This is a genomic window from Nonlabens sp., from assembly GCF_018401815.1.
Taxonomy (GTDB): domain Bacteria; phylum Bacteroidota; class Bacteroidia; order Flavobacteriales; family Flavobacteriaceae; genus Nonlabens.
Genome location: NZ_JAGYKG010000004.1, coordinates 1 through 20,601, shown reverse-complemented (window position 1 = coordinate 20,601; position 20,601 = coordinate 1). Strand labels below are relative to the sequence as shown.

9 protein-coding genes and 1 pseudogene are annotated in these 20,601 nt (G+C 40.0%); all 10 read right to left on the bottom strand.

The window, feature by feature from the left end:
- Positions 1–43: 43 nt before the first annotated feature.
- Positions 44–6,868, bottom strand: coding sequence for a fibronectin type III domain-containing protein (locus tag KG732_RS08545; protein ID WP_213522547.1), 6,825 nt, complete (start codon positions 6,866–6,868; stop codon positions 44–46).
- A 400-nt stretch (positions 6,869–7,268) separates the two neighbouring features.
- Positions 7,269–13,010 (bottom strand): choice-of-anchor J domain-containing protein, encoded by a 5,742-nt coding sequence (locus KG732_RS08540; protein ID WP_300980401.1) that lies wholly within the window; start codon positions 13,008–13,010, stop codon positions 7,269–7,271.
- A 454-nt stretch (positions 13,011–13,464) separates the two neighbouring features.
- Positions 13,465–14,271 carry an SDR family oxidoreductase gene (locus KG732_RS08535; protein ID WP_213522538.1) on the bottom strand — a complete coding sequence of 269 codons (807 nt, stop codon included), beginning with the start codon at positions 14,269–14,271 and terminating at the stop codon, positions 13,465–13,467.
- Between the two features lie 30 nt (positions 14,272–14,301).
- A complete protein-coding gene (recN, locus tag KG732_RS08530) occupies positions 14,302–15,981 on the bottom strand; it encodes a DNA repair protein RecN (protein WP_213522536.1) in 1,680 nt (559 codons plus the stop codon).
- Between the two features lie 84 nt (positions 15,982–16,065).
- Positions 16,066–16,968, bottom strand: coding sequence for a DUF4835 family protein (locus tag KG732_RS08525; protein WP_213522534.1), 903 nt, complete (start codon positions 16,966–16,968; stop codon positions 16,066–16,068).
- Positions 16,943–18,154 (bottom strand): bifunctional phosphopantothenoylcysteine decarboxylase/phosphopantothenate--cysteine ligase CoaBC, encoded by a 1,212-nt coding sequence (gene coaBC, locus KG732_RS08520; protein ID WP_213522532.1) that lies wholly within the window; start codon positions 18,152–18,154, stop codon positions 16,943–16,945. The genes KG732_RS08525 and coaBC overlap by 26 nt, the downstream gene beginning before the upstream one ends.
- 10 nt (positions 18,155–18,164) lie before the next feature.
- Entirely contained in the window at positions 18,165–18,491 is a 327-nt protein-coding gene (locus tag KG732_RS08515; protein ID WP_101014948.1) for a DNA-directed RNA polymerase subunit omega, read from the bottom strand.
- 5 nt (positions 18,492–18,496) lie between these two features.
- A complete protein-coding gene (locus KG732_RS08510) occupies positions 18,497–19,306 on the bottom strand; it encodes an outer membrane protein assembly factor BamD (RefSeq protein ID WP_213522530.1) in 810 nt (269 codons plus the stop codon).
- Positions 19,307–19,456: 150 nt separating this feature from the next.
- Positions 19,457–19,804, bottom strand: a complete 348-nt coding sequence (locus KG732_RS08505; RefSeq protein WP_213522528.1) for a hypothetical protein — start codon at positions 19,802–19,804, stop codon at positions 19,457–19,459.
- Positions 19,805–19,973: 169 nt separating this feature from the next.
- Positions 19,974–20,601: pseudogene (locus KG732_RS08500) on the bottom strand (FISUMP domain-containing protein); the annotation flags it as partial.

The following is a 20,601-nucleotide window of genomic DNA, read 5'->3' as shown; positions in this document are numbered from 1 at the left end:
CCATTCTATAAAGAATGGCCTTTTTATCAATTAGAATTCTATTCTAGTTGCGAATCACCTTCACCACTCTGCTCTGATCTCCTGAGGACACCTCAATAAGATACATTCCAGATGGGAAAGCAGATAAGTCGATGCTAGAAGAAGTCGCATTAGGTTGAGCCATTAATAATTGCTGTCCTAATAGATTTCTTACCATTATTCCATCAATAACTTGCTGCCCATTAAAGTTGACCACATTATCTGTAGGGTTAGGATAATAACTGAATTCGAAAGAATCCGTATCATCAACTCCTACTGTGCCATCTACTGTAAAGTTATCTACGAAGAAGTCCACATCGTTACCATCAGCAACGGTACCATTAGTTGACCAAAAAGCAAATCTAACCACACCAGAATACGCTCCCAATGGGAAGGTTTCTAGTTGACCCGCAGCAGGTAAGTTATCGGCAGCATCATAAGTTGTGATGTTATTCCAAGTAGCACCAGAATCTGTAGTAATCAAGAATTGAACTTGATCATCACTACCAAAGTTAGCGGTATTTGTTGAAGCAAAATCAGTCAAAGCCACATCAAAGGTGACACTTAAGGCAGTCGCTGGATTAGCACCTAGATCAATTTCTGGAGAAACTAACCAGTCATTAGCTCCACCACTATTCCAGATATTTACGCGAGCTGCTTGGCCAAATACATGTGATGTATTATTTGCAAAGTTATCACTTAACCAGTCACCGTTTAATCCGTTTGGACCAGTAGCTATATCGGTATTATTACCTTCTTCCCAGCATGCTCCAGGGAATGTTGCAAAGTCATTTCCAGCAGTTCCTCCTGCAGTTCCATAAGGAGCTATAAAAGGAGCACATAGTGTTGTAAAGGTTTGGACAGATGTCCAATCGCTGTAGAATCCGCCACCACAATCTGCTCTTACATAAACTTCATAATCCGTTTGTGAAGAAAGACCTGTTGCTGTATAAGGATTGTTCATGGTACTCACACCATTACCTGTAGGAATTCCTGTTCCAGCAGTTTCAACGGCAACTTCCCAAGTTGTAGCGGTACCATTTTCGGTCCAGTTTACTATTACAGAATCACTACCTATTGCAGAAAGAGTAACTCCAGAAGGAGTTGCACAGAACGTACCACAAGTTTGAATTCTCATCAGGTCAATAGCAACATCTCCTACATATCCAGTTTCATTACCAGGTTCTTCGGTTCCTGAAATTTGGATATAAATAGTTTGTCCTATTAAAGTAGAAGGCAACATCGCACCTACCGCTTGAAAAGGATCCCCTTGAGCAGCTTGTACTGGCCCAGCATAAGAGAATATTGGAGTAAATGGTCCTGTTGCTGCAGTACCGTAAGCTACTTGAACTTGGGTAAGGTCTCCACCAAAGGAATGGTAGTAGAAGGACAATTCTAACTCGTCATTTGCTCCGGTGGTTAAATCAATAGGAGGGGATACAATACGAGCTGTACTAAGATTAGTTCCTGAGGTTTCAAAGAACAAGTATCCTGATCCATCAAAGGCTCCATTAGGTCCAGTACCACCAGAAACAGTACCACCATTTCTACCAAAGTTCCAGTCACCAGCTGTTGTCCCTGTACCTACATCACCAGTCCAGTTGGTAGCTATAGTTTCAAAACTATCTTCCCAAATATACCCTGGCGCACCAGTAGTACAAGAAACTCCTTGAGGAGCAGCAAGAGCTGTAGTAAAAGTAAATGGACCAACCCACAAACTAGTTTCTGTCGGGCTACAAATGGATCTTACATAATAATCGTAAGAAGAAGCAGCCGAAAGTCCAGTAATAGGGTTGCTTGTATTATCCATTGTAGATACAATACCATTAGCTCCTGTTCCTTGAGTAAACCCAGTTACATCGATTTCATATTCCCATGTAGTAGCAGACCCATTTTCTGTCCAACTAAGGTCAGCAGAAGTATCTGTCACAGCAGTTGCGGTAAGTTGAGAAGGATCTGGACAAAAATTACCACAAGCGGTAACCTCAATCAAATCTATAGACATATCGCCTTCAAAACCTGTTGAAACATGACTGTTAGCAAATTCAAGATAAATCACCTGACCGTTGTAGGCCGTAAGATCAACACCAATAGGTGCCCATGAGTCCACGTCACTAGTTTGCAAGTCACCACTCCATGTAAACACATTGGTAAATGGACCTGTTGCAGATGTAGAAACACCTACATCTAAAGTACCCATATCACCACCAAAAGCGTGCATATAGAAACTCAGTTCTGCTGCGCCAGTTCCTGTAGAAAGGTTGATCGCTGGAGAAACAGCAGAAGCTCGGGTATTATTTGCGGTAGAGGCTTCAAACTCCATATGATTAGCAGCGTCAAAAGATGCAAAAGGACCCGTATCAAAACTATTGGTGTCCCCTGCAGTAATATCCCAATCTCCACCATTACCGGAGAAGGTAGTTCCCGTCCATCCCACAGCTCCACTCTCAAAGCTTTCTGTAAAAACAGTTGCGGCAGAACCTGTAGTACAAGTAACTCCTTGCGGTCCTGTAGGGAAAGTTCTTATTAAAATAGGATTTGTAGAAGGGCTGATATCCGTTGGTGCACATACTGCAAATACTCGTATTTCATATTGAGTATTAGCGGTAAGCATATCCAGTACATAACTTGTATTAGAAGTTATTCCTGTTCTTGTTCCTAAAGAACCAGCACCACCAGGAGTAAATCCAGGAGTGCCGTATTCTACGATCCATTCTGTTTCTGTTCCACCTGCGGTCCAAGATAATTCAACAGAAGTATCAGCTAAATTGGCAGTAGTTACCAAACTAGGTTGTGGACAACTAGGAATTTCTTCATAGTTCACATCATCCAAGTACATCGCGTCAAAAGTTCCTGCCGGCACAAACCTGAAAGCAACCCATCCACCTGTAGTTGTCAAGGCAGAAAAATTAACCGTTTGTTCTGCATATTGATCGTCTGGTAAATCAGCGTTTGTAAAGGTTTGAGCAACTGTAAATGTTGTAGCATCAGCAGGATCTGTCATGGTTCCTACCTCAAGTCCTCCTAAATCTCTATCATAAGCAAAGAAACGAACTCGTTTAGTAGCATCTAGATCAGAGAATTCTGGTAAGATATAATACAAGGCCGCAGTAGCTCCTGTAGATCCACTGTACATATAAATATGTTGGTTACCGGAGTTGGCAATTATATCTTCTACCTCGACTAGAGGCGCCGTTCCTGAACCAGAGCCAACCACGATACGACTATCACAGTTATTCAATCCATCTAATGGATCGGCATCAAAGTTGGTGAAGTAAGCAGCTGTAGTGGCCAAACAACGTGTGGTAAAAGAAAACGGACCAATGTAAATACTTTCATCACCAGGGGAACATACAGCTCTTACCCAGTATTCATAAGTGGTATTATCAGTTAATCCAGTAATTGTTGTTGCAGGGGTGGTTAAGACATCTATAACAGATCCTATTTGCGTCCCTGTATTAGGAACAAATCCAGGTAAACCTACTTCGACATCCCATTCTGTTTCCGTACCGACAGCAACCCATGAAACGTCAGCTGTAGTTGAGGTTACCGCATCTAAAGCTAAGGTATTTGGTGCATCACATGTTGGTGGTGGTGCACAGGTAACGCTAGCAGCCCATCCTGGTCTTTGCACTGAACCGTCTGATGAGAATACAAATGTCAAACAACCAGAAGTGGAAGTCCCTATGAGCAGTTCTTGTGTTAAATCTCCCGTACCTGAATTGTTAATAGGATCCCAACACCATTCTGTACCTCCACCTGGGGTATTGATAGTAGGGAAAGTAGTATCAGGACCATCATATATAGTAAGACCGTCATAACAACCCGTCGAAGAAAGATCTTCCATGTCGTTAAATGTGAAATTCACAAAAACCACATCTCCAACATTATCCGGACAAATATTATAAGTAATATTTTCATTATTTTGATAGTTACCTGTTATACCACCAGAATCTAAGAATAAATCTCCCGCACAATAATCAGGTGTAGTAAGAACTGTTGCACAGGCCTGAGGAGACATATCATTTGTGGTACTATCACATATCGCAGTCACACAAATTTCGTACTCTGTAGCGCTTGTTAACCCAGAAATACTAACGCTGGTAGTTACAGGGTTAGGAGTAACCGTTGTAAAAGCGGTGGTTCCAGTCTCTCGATATTCTACTAAAAATTCTGATGCGGTAGAATTATTCACCCATGAAAAATCAACAGATGTTGCTGCTAAAGCTCCAAAAGACAATTGAGTTGCCTCTGGACAAGAAGGAGACACTTCATAAGTAATGTCATCAAGATACATCGCATCAAAAGTTCCCGCAGGATTAAATTTAAAGGCTATAAAACCACCTGTTGTTGTTATGGTATTAAAGTAAACCGTTTTCTCTTCATAAGTATCATCTGCCAGATCTGCATCAGCAAATGTTGAAATAGAGTTAAATGTGGTCAAATCTGCAGGATCGGTCATCGTTCCTACTTCAAGGCCTCCATTGTCTCTATCATAAACATTGAATTTCACTCTCTTATCAGCGGAAAGATCAGAGAATTCTGGAAGAACATAAATAATATCTGCCGCTCCATCACTACCACTATACATATAAATATGCTGGGAACCGGATAAAGAAACTAAATCCTCCACTTCAACAAGTACGTTGGTACTTCCTGATACTATCAAGGAACTGTCACAATTATTCAATCCATCTAGAGGATCTGACTCATAATCGGTGGTATAAGGCGCCGTAAGAGGAGCACATCGTGTTCTAAATTGCAATGGTCCTACCCAGTTACTTGTCCCATCTACACCACAGTTGGACTGTATGTAAAATTCATAAGCAGTATCTGCAGATAGTCCAGTGGCATTAAAAGGATTGGTAGTTGCTGCAAAGGCAAACAACTCAGCACTGGTATCTACAACAAAACCAGGAGCTCCCACCTCAATATTCCAGTTGGTTGTGCTTCCTAATTCACTCCAGCCTAAATCAGCTGCATCACTTGTTACTGCTGTAGCAGTTAGCGCATAAGGATCCACACAGGCAGGAGACTCTGCTATAGCTAGATTATCAACAGCTATATCAGATCCAAAACCATTTCCTCTGGTCGCTTTAAACACGACTTGTATGGATTGTGTAGCAAAACTAGGAATAGGAACAATAATAGATGTATAAGGTGCCGTGTCTGAAGACTGTTGTTGACCAGATATCGTAAATACTGTTGTATCGGTACCTCCGGATCTAATAACAAGCTCTAACTTATCCATGTTATCACCAAACATATGGTAATCAAAACTCACGGCTGGAGTTGTTAAAGCAGTAAGATCAATGATAGGAGAGGAAAGCTCAGCTACATCACCTGTAGCTCCTGAAGAACCTTCTGTAATAAAATAATTTCCTGTTGCAATAGAAGGACTTGGACCTGTTCCAGAAGATCCAGCGAGACCAGCTCCAGCAGCAACCCAATTGAATTGGTCATCAGTTCCTGCCCAACAATTTTCGTTTACAAATCCGCTAGCTGCATTAGGAAAACCTGTAGCAACTACCGTAAATCCTGTATCGAAATTTTCACTATAAGGGCTGGTAAATGGCAAACATAAAGTGGTTAGCGTAAGCTGAGTGACCGAGCTATAATCTGGCAATACTGGATCACATACCGCTCTTACATAAACATCGTATACCGTAGCATCGGTTAAACCTGTTATAGAGATTGATGGAGTTGTGGTAACATTAGCAACAGTTCCCTGTGCTGGAGTAGAGAACGGAGCTGTTATAGTTCCTGCAACTGCATATTCCACTTCCCACTCGGTCTCCGTTCCACCTGCGGTCCAAGACACATCAAGAGAAGACTCTGTTACTACATCTGCTTGAAGTCCAGATATTGCTGGACATGAAATTGATGTTGTTGCGGTATAAGGACCTGCCCAGAGACTAAAGTCTCCCAATCCACAATCAATTCTTACATAAAAGTTATAGGTAGTATCTGACATTAAACCATCTACAATAGCAAAAGGTGCTGTAAAACCTGGTTCAGTTACCCCTCCAGGGCCCCCTTGATTAAATGGAGCAACACCGTAATTAACTTCATAATTAGGGCTGGTATTACCATTGGCGTCCCAAATAAATTGGATCTCAAAAGCAGATTGAGTTACCGGTGCAAAGTTAGATGGAGATGGGCAAGATTCTGCGGTTGTAAAAGTTACAGGCCCCACTGAATTGCTGAGATCTGTTCCTGGAACACATACTGCTCTTATATAAACATCATAAGTTGTGATGCTATTCAATCCAGTTAAGGTAAATGGATTGGTTGTCGCTGGAACAGTAACTCCACCAGAATTTACCGTATACGGACTCACGCCATATTCTATTTCCCATTCTGTTTCAGAACCACCGTTGGTCCAACTTAAAACCGCTTCATTGGCAGTAACGCTTGAAGAAACAAAATTAGTGATTACCGGACAAGTAGGACATGAAGCCACTCCTGTAAAAATATTCATCATGGATGACTGAGCAATAGGAGTTTCATAAACTAAAAGTCCTTCAGAATCCAATAATCGAAACTGACCATCCCCAGGAAGGCTGGTAGCTCTGTAGTCTATTGCAATACTTGATGCATTGTTTACAGGTATCGTATAAGTCTCAATTACCGGTGTATTAGGCGTTGAACTAGGATTTACAATACGATAAGTTGTGGTGACCCCATCGATTGTGACATCAACACCTGTGTTAGCGGTTGCATTTGCCCCACTATCCCAATCGCTACCGAAAAAATCTGTTAACTCTAGCTGATAATCACACTGAGCATGCGCATTATAGGAGAGGGTTAAACAAATCAGGGAAACGAGTAAAACGTAAATTTGTTTCATAATAATTATTTAAAAATTTTAATAATCGCTTAAAATATAACTATTCTTTCATATTAAGAAAACGATATTTAATTATTCGTTAACATGCATAAAACTGCGTTAAAGATAAGAATTGGTAAATAGGTTTCTTTGTTAGAAGATCATTTTATCTCTTAAAATGCAACTACTACCATGTATTTTTTTTCATTTTATTTTTTTGAAGAAGACTTCCAATAATGTTTTGTGAAATTGAGCTTCTATAAAGCTGGCTACTTAATAAGTGACAAGTACCACTCCTTATAAATAGCAATCCAAGGCCTTTGGCTCCAAACATAAGACCGATCATTTTTCCGATTTCTTCGGATAAAAAAAAAGGATCACTTTACCGTGATCCTTTCATTACAACTATCCCTCTTGATGTTTATTCTTTGATAAATCTCAAGGTTGTGGCATTCCCTCCACTTTCTACTTTTAAGAAATAGACACCAGATGGTAATTCTTGAACGTTTATTTGAGCAGGTTCTGATGCGATATTTTGTTTTATCAATTGTCCCATCAAATTATAGACTGATAATCGATCTATAGCAACATCTGCAGTTACAAATAATGTAGTAGCTACTGGATTAGGATATATTACAAGTTCCGCTTTCGCGAAAGCGTTAGTACCAGCAGAGACATCAATAGTAAAATTATCTACAAAAAAGTCCACATCTTCATTATCATTAACCGTACCTCTTGAAGACCAAAATGCAAGTTGAACAAGGCCAGAGTAAGCTGCAAGACTAATCGTTTCTAACTGGCCTGTGTTACTTACGCCACTCGCAGCGTTCCAAGTTGCTAAATTGTTCCAAGAAGCACCATTGTTATCGGTAATCAATAATTGAATCTCGTCATCACTACCAAAGTTAGAAGCAGCTGTACTATTCCACTGTGTTAGCGCAATATCAAAATAAGCACTAAAGTTATGACCCGGGGTAGTTAAGTCAAATGATGGAGTAACTAACCAATCCCTATCAACACTTGCAGTATGATAAAGGTTAATTCTTGCGGCTTGACCGTTTACAGACGAATTATCGTTTGCAAAATTATGTGTTACCCAGGATCCGTCCAAACCATTAGGTCCAGTTGCAATATTGGTATCATTCCCTTCAGTCCAACAATTACCAGGAAAGCTTGCAAAGTCGTTTCCAGGCAAGTTAGGAGATCCATAAGGCACCGCAAAAACATCACAAGGTGTAGAGAATGTGATTGGGCCTTCCCACGCCGAGAAATCTCCCATTCCACAGTCAGATCTAACATAAACGTCATAAGAGGTCTCGGAAGATAAACCAGAAAGCACTTGTGGGTTAGTGGCTGTTAAATTTTCAAAGACAGCTCCTGCTGTACCTTGAACGAATCCCGCAGGTTGCACCTCTACTTGCCATACCGTAGCCGAACCATTTTCAGTCCATGACAAATCTGCAGTAGAACTAGTAATTTGCGACACTGCAAGTGCAGAAGGAGCAGTACATGAAGGTGGAGGCGCACAAGTTACCGTTGCAGACCAACCATCTCTTACCGCTGAACCATCAGACGACCATACAAAAGTTAAACATCCAGAAGCACTAGTACCGACTAAATTTTCTAAAGTCAAATCACCCGTACCTGAGCCATTGTCCCAGCACCACACCGTATCACCACTAGGAGTGTTGATAGTAGGAAAAGTAGTATCAGGACCGTCGTAAATAGTTAAACCATCCCAACATCCTGCAAATGAATCTTCCATTTCATTAGATGTAAAGTTTACATAAACCACATCACCAGGATTATCTGGACAGATGTTGTAAGTGATGTTTTCATTATTTTGATACTGGCCTGAAGCACCTCCTGAATCTAGGAACAAATCACCGGCACAATAATCTGGAGTAGTACTAAAACTAAATGGACCTATCCATAAACTAGTTTCTGTCGGGCTACAAATAGATCTTACATAGTAATCGTAATCAGTATCAGACAAAAGTCCTGTAATAAGGTTGGTCGTATTATCCATTGTAGATACAATACCATTAGCTCCTGTTCCTTGAGTAAAGCCAGTTACATCAATTTCATATTCCCATGTAGTAGCAGAACCGTTTTCTGTCCAATTAAGGTCAACAGTAGTGGCTGTTACAGCAGTTGCATTAAGCGCAGTAGGACCTGGACAAGATGGAATATCTTCAACAACCACATCATCTATATAAACTCTCCACCCATCTAATGCCGTAGGAGGAATTCTCCAAGCGATATAAACTGGACCAGCAAATGCAGAAAGATCAATAGTTTGCTCTGCATAAGTAGTATTGCTATATGGTGTTACTGGTAAAATAACGTTATTGAAATCTGCTGGATCGATTCCAGTAGTAGATAACAAAACTTCCATATTATTGGGCTCAAAAGAACTTTGAACTCTGTAGTGATAGATTAATCTTTGACCAGCAGCTGTTAAATTAATTTGAGGCGAGATTAAATAATCATCATCAGTACCCCCGTTAAAATCAGTGTTGATTGCAGCTGACTCATCTCCTTCAAAAGAATTAAATGTGTAATCTAAATTCCATTGATCTCCATCGGCATTAACATCTAAAACGGTCCAACATTGTTGAGTAGGGCTGTCTGAATTAAACCCTTCAACAAAAGGAACATCAAATGCAGCACACAGGGTACATAAATTACCTGCTACCGACCACGGGCTGAAACTTCCAGGAGCACACTCCGATCGAACATAATAATCGTAACAAACCCCGTCTGTTAACCCTGTAATGGTAAACGGATTAGAAGTGGCACTTACAGTAGTACCTGTACCTAAGGAAAAACCAGGTGCACCATATTCTATCTCCCATGCTGTAGCAGTACCTCTTTCAGTAAAAGAAATATCTATAGATGTAGTTGTAGCACCTGTTGCTTGCAACATAACTGGTTCATCACAGCTAGGAATAACTTCAAAACGCACATTATCAATATACATTCTCCATCCATCAGTTGTAGATGGTGGTATTCTCCATGCAACGTAAACCTCTCCCGTATAAGCAGAAAGATCGATCACTTGCTCCATATAAGTGGTATTAGAATAAGTCGCTACTGGCAATAACACAGTAGAAAAATCTGCTGCCTCAGTACCTGTTGTAGAAATTAGAACTTCCATCACATTAGGTTCACCAGCACTTTGCACTCTGTAATCATACCTTACACGATCCACACCAGTAAGAGTTATCGCAGGGGAGATAAGATAATCATCATCATTCCCACCATTAAAATCGGTTGAAATTGCAGCCGCTTGATCTCCTTCACTAGGGTTAAATCCATAATCTAAAGTCCATTGATCTCCATCAGAATTAGCATCAAGAACACTCCAACAATCTTGCGTCGCACTAGTAGAATTAAAACCTTCCGTAAAAGGAACTGTAAAAGCAACGCAGTTGGTTCTTCCGGCAGTAGGACCTATCCATATACTTTCATCACCTAAAGCACAAACAGATCTTAAATAAAAATCATAAGCAGTGTTTGCCGATAAACCAGAAACTGTAAAAGGATTGGTTAGAGCAGGAATCAAAACACCCGTACCTGGAGCAGCTCCTGGAGTTACATATTCAATTTCCCAAGCAGTCTCTGAACCACCATTAGTCCAGGATAAAACAATATCGCTAGGCGTTGTAGAGTCGACTGTCAGACCTAATGGAGCTGGGCATGAAGGAGCCTCGTCTATAGTTAAATTATCTATTGCAATATCGGATTCAAACCCTGCACCTCTAGTAGCTCTAAATACCACTTGAAAGGTTTGACCTATAAATCCATTTAAAGCAACGTTTAAATTAAGGTAAGGATCTGTGTCAGCCGCTTGTTGCTCACCAGTTAATGTGGCTACCACTGTATCTGCCCCTCCAGCTCGTACAATAACTTCCAATAAACCTATATCTCCACCAGTCATATGATAATCAAAACCTATTGCAGGTAGTGTTAAACCAGTAGAATCAAATAAAGGAGTAACTAATTCCGCAACAGCGCCTAAAATACCTCCAGAACCTTCTGTATAAAAATAATTTCCAGTAGTAATAGATGGATCAGGACCAGTAGCTGAAGAAGCAGTTAAGGTACCTGGTGCCAATACCCAAAAATAACTTGTATTTAGTGCTGAATAGCAATTTTCTAATACAAAGCCATCGGCAACCCCTGGAAAGCCACTTGTGATGGGTGTGAAACCCGTTTCAAAATCTTCCACATATGGTGCAACAACAGCGTCACACTGAGTAGTTCCTGTAACCGGGCCAACTTGTGCACTATCATCTCCAGGGCCACAAACACTTGTTATGTAAAAATCATAAGTTGTATTTGGAGTTAGGCCAGAGAGATTATAAGGGTTTGTTATAGCATTTACGGCTGTTCCCATACCTGGAGTAAATCCAGTAATACCGTATTCAATATTCCATTGCGTCTCGCTACCACCGGCGGTCCATGATAAATCTACCGCATCGTTAGTCGATCCATCAAAAGAAAAATCGAAAGGCATAGGACATGTAGGTGCCGCAGCACAGGTAACATTTGCTACAAAACCGTCTCTTTGTGCGCTTCCATCAGATTCAAATACAAAGGTCATACAGCCAGAAGGTAACTTTCCTACAAATTGCATACCTGTTAAATCTCCTGTTCCAGAAGTCACATCCCAGCACCATTCTGTACCACCATTTGGTGGGTTAATAGTAGGAAATGTGGTGTCAGGACCGTCATAAATAGTGAGGCTATCATAACACCCGGAAAAAGAATCTTCTAAAGCAAAACTTATAAAGTCAACATAAACAACGTCACCTAAGTTATCTGGACATACCGTATAAGTAATGTTTTCATTTGCGCTATATGCTCCAGTTGCACCACCACTATCTACTAATTGATCTCCATTACAATAATCTGCAGGAGTTAAAACTGTTGTGCATACCGGAGTTGACCTATCTGTAGGTGAACAAACTGCTGTAACACAAACATCATAGGAGGTTCCAGACATTAAACCTGTTAAAGTAAATGGATTGGTAAGAGCGGTAACTACACTACCAGAACCTGGTATTAAAGGCTCTGGAGCATATTCTATTTCCCATTCAGTCTCAGTTCCTCCAGCAGTCCAAGATATATCCACACTGGTCTGATCAATATTAGAGAAATTAATTCCTGAAATATCTGGACATGACTGGGCTGTAATGGCAGTATAAGGACCTGCCCAGAGACTAAAGTCTCCCATTCCACAATCAATTCTTACATAAAAGTCATAAGTGGTATTTGATATTAAATTGCTAACAATAGCAAAAGGTGCTGTAAAACCGGATTCGGTGAGACCCCCAGGGCCCCCTTGATTAAATGGAGCAACACCGTAATTAACTTCATAATTAGTGCTGGTATTACCATTGGCGTCCCAAATAAATTGGATCTCGCTGGCAGTCTGAGTTACCGGTGCAAAGTTAGATGGAGATGGGCAAGACTCTGCGGTTGTAAAAGTTACAGGCCCCACTGAATTGCTGAGATCTGTTCCTGGAACACATACTGCTCTTATATATACATTATATGTACTGACACTACTTAATCCAGTTAAAGTAAACGGGTTGGTTGTCGCTGAAACAATAACACCTCCAGAACCTACCGTATACGGACTCACGCCGTATTCTATTTCCCATTCTGTTTCAGAACCACCGTTGGTCCAACTTAAAACCGCTTCATTGGCAGTAACGCTTGAAGAAACAAAATTAGTGATTACCGGACAAGTAGGACATGAAGCCACTCCTGTAAAAATATTCATCATGGATGACTGAGCAATAGGAGTTTCATAAACTAAAAGTCCTTCAGAATCCAATAATCGAAACTGACCATCCCCAGGAAGGCTGGTAGCTCTGTAGTCTATTGCAATACTTGATGCATTGTTTACAGGTATCGTATAAGTCTCAATTACCGGTGTATTAGGCGTTGAACTAGGATTTACAATACGATAAGTTGTGGTGACCCCATCGATTGTGACATCAACACCTGTGTTAGCGGTTGCATTTGCCCCACTATCCCAATCGCTACCGAAAAAATCTGTTAACTCTAGCTGATAATCACACTGAGCATGCGCATTATAGGAGAGAGTAAAACAAATCAGAGAAATTAGTAAAACGTAAATTTGTTTCATAATAAATGTTTTAAAAAATTGTTTGAAAAAGTTGTTTGAAAAAGTTTAATGTACGACTATTCCCTTGTGGAGAAAAAAAATAACTTAATTATTTGTTAACATTTATAAAAATAGGATAAAACCAGTAGGAATAACCGGATCTATCGGTTAAAAGATTCTTTTTTTTCAATTGCGTTTCCTAAAATACAAGTACCTTCTATTTTTAAAAGCCCCATAATGCTTTTCATTATAAAAGAACCTGTAGAACACCATACCAAAAGAAGAATGCGATAAACATCTAAAAAAATACCTATGACTAATATAGGAGCATTTAGGGTGGAGGACTGCATCTACGTTAGCACCCCAGTTAAGGGTGGTTCTCCTTCGATTTTTTAAGATAACAGGAAGCACTAACAAGAAAAAGCCTTATCTTTTTTTGATAAGGCTTTTAATATTTATAGCTAGCACAATGCTTCTAAAACTTCTCGATCACTTCTTGACTCACTCCTGTGTTGGAAAATCCTCCATCGTGGAATAAGTTTTGCATAGTTACCTTTTTAGTATAATCTGAAAATAAAGTCATGGTATACTCTGCACAATCTTGAGCGGTAGCATTCCCTAAAGGACTCATCTTCTCTGCATAGCTTAAGAACCCTTCAAATCCTTTTACTCCACTTCCTGCAGTGGTAGGAGTAGGTGATTGAGAGATGGTATTAACTCTTACCTTTTTATCTTTCCCGAAGAAATAACCAAAGCTACGAGCAATAGATTCTAGATAGGCTTTGTTATCTGCCATATCGTTGTAGTCTGGAAAAGTGCGTTGTGCAGCCATATAGGTCAAAGCCACGATACTGCCCCATTCATTCATGGCGTCATTTTTATGAAGCGTTTGCATCACTTTATGAAAAGAGACCGCACTTACATCCCATCCTTTTTCTGTGTATTTATAATTTTGGTCGGTATAGTGATTTCCTTTGCGCACATTGACACTCATACCTATAGAATGTAAAACAAAATCCAATTTACCCCCTAAAATCTCTACTGATTTAGCTACTAAATTTTCAAGATCTTCAATACTGGTAGCATCTGCTGGAATAATTTCACTGCCTGTGCTTTTAGCCAGTTGGTCGATTTGCCCCATGCGCATTGCTACTGGAGCATTTGTAAGTACAAAAGTCGCTCCTTCTTCATGAGCTAATTGTGCTGTTTTCCAAGCAATAGAGTTTTCATCCAACGCACCAAAGATGATTCCGCGTTTTCCTTTTAATAAATTGTAAGCCATAGTTATTGATTAGTTAGCAAATATATAAAACTAATTGAGTAGCACACGTGCATTTTCTCTTGCAGCGTTGGAAATAGTTCCACCACTTAACATCTGTGCAATTTCTTCCAGGCGTGCCTCTTGATCTAGGCGCTGTATGGTACTGTAAGTCCTGTGCTCATCAGTAACTTTTTTTACGATCAAGTGGTCCTTACCTGCAGCAGCAATTTGAGGTAAGTGTGTTATTGAAAGCACTTGCATTTCTTCACTCATCGATTTCATGATCCGAGCCATTTTTGTAGCGATAACCCCGCTCACTCCCGTATCAATTTCGTCAAATATAATGGTAGGTAACTTTTTGCATCTTGAAAGTATGGATTTGATGGCCAGCATCAACCTAGAAAGCTCTCCACCAGAAGCTGCTTTATCCAGTGATAATAGCTGGGAGCCTTTATTTGCGGTAAAGGTGAACTGTATAACATCTGCACCTGAATAACCGTATATACCTAGTGGCACTACTTCTATAAGGAATTGCGCATCTGGCATACCTAGATCATTCACAATGTTGATCACTTCGGTTTCAAGTGCTGTTTTATGCTTTGTTTTTAAACCTGTAAGTTCTTGGGCTAATTGAAACAACTTGTTTTCAGAGTCTTGGAGCAACTTTTCTTGGGTTTTAATCTTTTTTTCCAGCCCTAAGGAAACGAAAACCTTGTCGGCCAATTCATCTCTTAACTGAATTAACGACGCCACATCTTCGACTTGGTGTTTTCTATAAAGATTCTCTAAAAGACTCAATGAAGTATTGATTTGAAGCAATCTTTCTGGATCTGCTTCTACTTTATCAACTTCGTTAGAAGATTCTTGATAAATATCTTCTAATTCCAGTAAAACCGAAGTCAGTCTTCCCTTAAGGGCCGCATACGTCGCTGAATAACTACTGATGCTTTGTAGTTTATTTTGCAACTGCCTCAATTGATCTAATATTCCCAAATCATCTTCAGAAAGCACTGCATGGAACTCGGTAAGCACCTCTGTGATACTCTCTACATTACTGAGTTGTTCATTTTCTTCTTCTAATGCCAGTTGATCTAATCGATCTAGTCCGGCTTCTTCCAGCTCTTCTAGTAAGAAATTATTGTAGTCCAGCTCTTTAGATAACTCAGCCTCCTGAGCTTTTAACCTTTTCAGTTCTTTTTGGGAGTTTTTAAAAATGCCTAACTCGGTTCTATAACGCTGTAATATCTGTGAAGCTGGCTTTGAATCATTCTTAGTGGCCTCAATAATAAAAGCGTTTAAAACATCGGTTTGAAATACATCTTTAGAAAGTTGTAAGGTTTGATGCTGGGAATGAATATCAACAAGGCGTTTGCCTACTGTATTCATTATAGCGAGTGTTACCGGAGTATCATTAATAAACGCCCTACTTTTCCCAGAAGGCAATATCTCCCTTCTTAAAAAGCTCAGGTCCTCATAATCCAGATCCAGCTCTTCAAACAATTCCTTTACATCTAAACTTGAAATTTGAAATTGTGCTTCTACCACACATTTACGAGAGGTATCTCTGATAGCAGTTAAATCTGCTCGATTACCTAAGATTAAACCTAAGGCACCCAATAGGATAGATTTTCCCGCACCCGTTTCTCCTGTAATCATGGTGAGGTCCTTATTAAGCTCTAATTCTAAAGAATCGATCAGCGCAAAGTTTTCTATTTGAATATGTTTAAGCAATTGATGTACAGCAATTTGAACAGCTCACAAGCCATCTGGTTATAAAGTATAAAACTAATCAAAAAGAAAGTAGTAAAAAAGATACTAAACCTTAATATTACGCCATTTGGAAGACTGGTTTGGGGCTAACTTTTGCAATATCGTTTTTAGTTCTCTAATATCAACAGCTGGACCTGAAGAATAAATACTCATAATCTCGTCTGCCTTTGCGTCAAAAAAGCTGCGCTGAAGTAAGCTATTAGGTCTGCGGTTATGCAATTCATCAAGCTTTAGTAAGTAGTTTTTTAGAATAATTTTACCCGCTTTGGGGTCTTTTGAGAAGGTATCTAAGCCTTTTAAATGGTACCAATACATCACTTCTCTATATTCTTTATAGGTATCTGACAACATATCGTCATTTAACCTAAACCTCGAGATCAATCCGTCACTTGCCTTCCAACCTTGGACTCCCTGAGATCCCTGAGCGAGGTTGACCACGTTTTGTGCTTCTTCATGAAAAGGCTGACCTCCTCTTAGCTCAAAGGTATCTGCATCAATTCCTATAAGGGTATAAGCATAAAATGAAATAAGCGAGATTAAATTACTTTCAAACCTGTTGGAATTATAGAAAAACGGAGCGTACTCTACATATTCAAAGGCGATATCGTCATCCTTAAAATTAAAAATAGGCGTGGTATAAGAAGAATTAAAAACAGGTCGAGAGGCCGAAATTTGGAAATTCCCTCTAAATCGGTCATTATCATAACTAGTCACCACAAAAACTAATGATGCATTGATCTTTTCTTCATCTCTGAATTTTTGATCGGTCCATTTTGTATTGTTAAAAAACTCCTGCATAGAGGTTTCTAACGTCTTAAAAATAGTCTGATCTGGTTGCGCGACATTTTGAGCGTTTACCTGCACTGTAACATTCAACTCTTGTGCGTTTGAGAAGAACAGAGTAAATAAGGCCAGGAAACAACTATAAAATCCTTTTGATAATTTCATATGCGATATCTTTTGCTACTTCCGTTTTTGGTTTGGTATCAAATCTGGAAATATTTTTATCTTTATCTATAATAGTAATTTTATTGGTGTCCACACCAAAACCGGCACCTTTATCTCGCATCGAGTTCAATACGAGCAAATCGGTTTGTTTTTTTTCCGCTTTCGCGAAAGCGTGTTGCATTTCATTCTCCGTCTCCAAAGCAAAACCTACTAAAAAGGGCTTTTTATCCATTGCTCCCACACTCGCGAGAATATCTGGGTTTTTAACCAACTCAATAGATAACGTATCCGACTTCTTTTTTATTTTTTGACCTACAGGATGTAAAGGTCGGTAATCTGCTACCGCAGCGCTAAAAATAGCCACATCTACGGTTTGAATCACTCGGTGAACCTCATCGTACATTTCCTGAGCACTTCTAATGTCCACTCGATGAACCAAAGGATGATGGACGAGTACAGCACTAGGCCCCATAACCAAATGTACTTGTGCCCCTTGATTTGCCAGTTCCATAGCAATTGCAGCGCCCATTTTACCGCTACTGTGATTTCCTATAAATCGCACAGGATCTATAGCCTCATAAGTAGGCCCAGCGGTAATAAGACATTTTTTACCTCTTAACGGCAACTTACTTGAAATATCCTTTTCTATAAACTGAATGATTTCTTCAGGCTCTGCCATACGCCCCTTTCCTGAAAGACCGCTTGCAAGCTCGCCATCTCCAGCAGGAATCATCAGATTGCCATAAGAGGTTAATTGATCAAAATTATGTTGAGTAGAAGGGTGTTTGTACATGTCCAGATCCATGGCTGGAGCATAATAAACAGGACATGTTGCACTACAATAAATGGCTAAAAGCAAATTATCTATAGCGCCACTCACCATTTTACTCATGGTATTTGCAGTCGCTGGGGCGATAATCATCAAGTCTGCCCAAAGACCTAACTCTACATGGTTATTCCAAGTATCGTTTTCATCTTCTTGATTGGTAAAATGACTCAAGACAGGGTTTTTAGAAAGAGTAGATAGGGTGAGTGGTGTCACAAAATCTCTTGCAGCAGGAGTCATAATTACTTGAACAGAAGCGCCCGCTTTTACAAGCAGGCGCACTATATACGTCGTCTTATAAGCAGCAATACCACCGGTAACCCCTAGCAATACCTTTTTACCACTTAATACTGACCTCATTTTGTTTGAATTACTCTTCAGTAGCTCCAGTATCTCTAAAGTAGATCTTACCTTGTAACCATTCTTCAATTGCTATTGCAGCTGGTTTAGGCAAACGCTCGTAGTACTTAGAAACTTCAATTTGTTCTTTGTTTTCAAAGATCTCTTCTAGAGAATCATTGTAAGTAGCAAATTCTTCTAGCTTTTCAATAAGCTCTTCCTTAACATCTGTATTGATTTGTTCAGCGCGTTTTGCGATGATAGAAATCGCTTCATACATATTACCTGTAGGTGCGGTTAACGCATCGCGGTTATAGGTAATGGTCGTGTTAGGTGCAGTTAGATTTTTAGTATCCATTGTTATTATTTACTTATATTCTTAGAATTATAATCCTCTATTTTAGCTAGTATCATTTCGGCATCTTCTTTATACTCACTATTGGGATATCGTTTTGCAAAGGTATCATAATATTTCTTAGCTTTTGCTAGTCTTTCTGGAACTAACTCAGGAAAGCTATTAATCCCATATTCATATTGAGATTCCAACAAGTAAAACTGAGCATCATCTTGATAGGCCGAACCTGGATGATCTACTATAAAGTTCTCAAAAGCACTAATTGCCGAAATATACCCGCCTCTGAAATTTCCAAAATGGTGGTACTGTTTTGCAGTTTCGTAGGCTTTCTTATCTAGTTTATCTCTTAATTCATCTACCAACGAGTTGGCTTCTGCTAAGTATTCCCCTGAAGGATACACATTGATGTATTCTTGCAGTTTTGTTAATGCGGTATTGGTGTCGGTTTGATCCTTAGAATAAACAGGAGACATTTGATAATGACTTTTTGCCGCCATAAATAAAGCCTTCTCTGCATTAGGATCTTGAGGATGTGACTGTATAAAACGTTCGTATTGGTATGCGCTATTGATATAACTTTGGTCTTCATACAGGGCTTTTGCATATTTAATAGCCATAGGCGCGGCACTATCTGTCCCTCTATAAGCAGGGATGATCTGTTCAAAAAGCGCTAGAGTTTTACCGTACTTCCCTTTTGCAAACAAGGTGTCTATCATGGCCACTTTCACGGCGTTATCTTCAGATTTAAGAGCTTTTTGATAAGAGCCACAACTGGCAAGAGTTATGACGAGAATCAATACAACAAGAAGGTTTTTCATAGGTAATTTTAATGGAGTACAAAGGTAACTTTTTCTAGGGAAAAATAAAGCAAGTTCACACTGCTTAACGCAGGAATCTAATTTATAGTTCAAAACCAGTCTCTCATTATTTCAATAAGGCCCCTATGTAATACGAAAACAAAAACAACACTATAGACCGCTATAATTTTCTTGTCCTTTGGTGATTTTTATGGTTTCTACGGTACCCAAAGACGCTCCTACTACTTCAATATCCTCGCCACTTAGTATCACAAACAATGGCTTTTCATCAGCCGACATCAGGTAACCAACTCCATAATCGGCTTTAGCATAGGTGAGTTTAAAAGCCCCTTTTTCATCAATGGTAGATGATGAGATGGGGTAGGTTGTGAGACCGTTGAAGCCTTCTAGATTTATCGGCTTATTTATTAATTGAGATAAATTACCTGTTATACTTTGGGCATTTAAGAAAGCATTGTAAAACAGAATTAGTAATATGGTGATAATTGTTTTTATCATTAGGTAAGCGCTAATTTGTGTTTTTTCTTTTAATGTCATATGTTTCCTTACTTATAAAAAACCGACCCTGCCTTCGGCAGGCTAACGCTACGCGGTATTAAAAACTCCCTGCCCTGCGGGACAGGGAGTTAAAGTGTCAAATTGTCAAATCGCTTCGCTAATCAAAGTATCAATCCTTAAGGCAACGAACAGCGACTCCGTCCGCCCGGTCGCCGGTGTCCACACTGGCAGTGCTGCTAGCGAAGTCGAGGCGGCGCGAACCGGCGCTGCTAACCGTACTGCTCCAATAGTTGCCGATGGCACCGACAAGGGCGAGCGAACCATTGCCGTCGTCGCGGCGGCCCACCATGGGCAATTTAAGCGGTGAGGCAAAAGCACCTGCTGAATTGTTGCTTCCCCAACTTACACGTTCGGCATCCCATTCTGCTTCTGTAGGCAGTCGATACCCACTCGGGCAGGGATTGTTGACGCCATTTACCCCCTGCCATAAATTATCGTTTTGTGGGATGCGCCAGTCATAAGGTGTAGTTGGTGCTAAAATAAAGTCACCATTTCCTGGATTGTCAGTTGTGCTTAAAGTAGTCGTTGTGGCAGACGTTCTTAATTGATGGCCGTCTGTTCCTCTTCCCCATTGGTATAAGTCACCGTAAGAAGCTGCATCGGTACTGCTTGTTGCTACTTGTGAGGCTCCCAGGTTGCGGTCTAACCAACACGTACTGCCAGTTCCGGAAACCGTTCCATAAGTCACACTTGAACCGTTATAAGTAAATGTAACATCGTCACCACAAACAAATGGC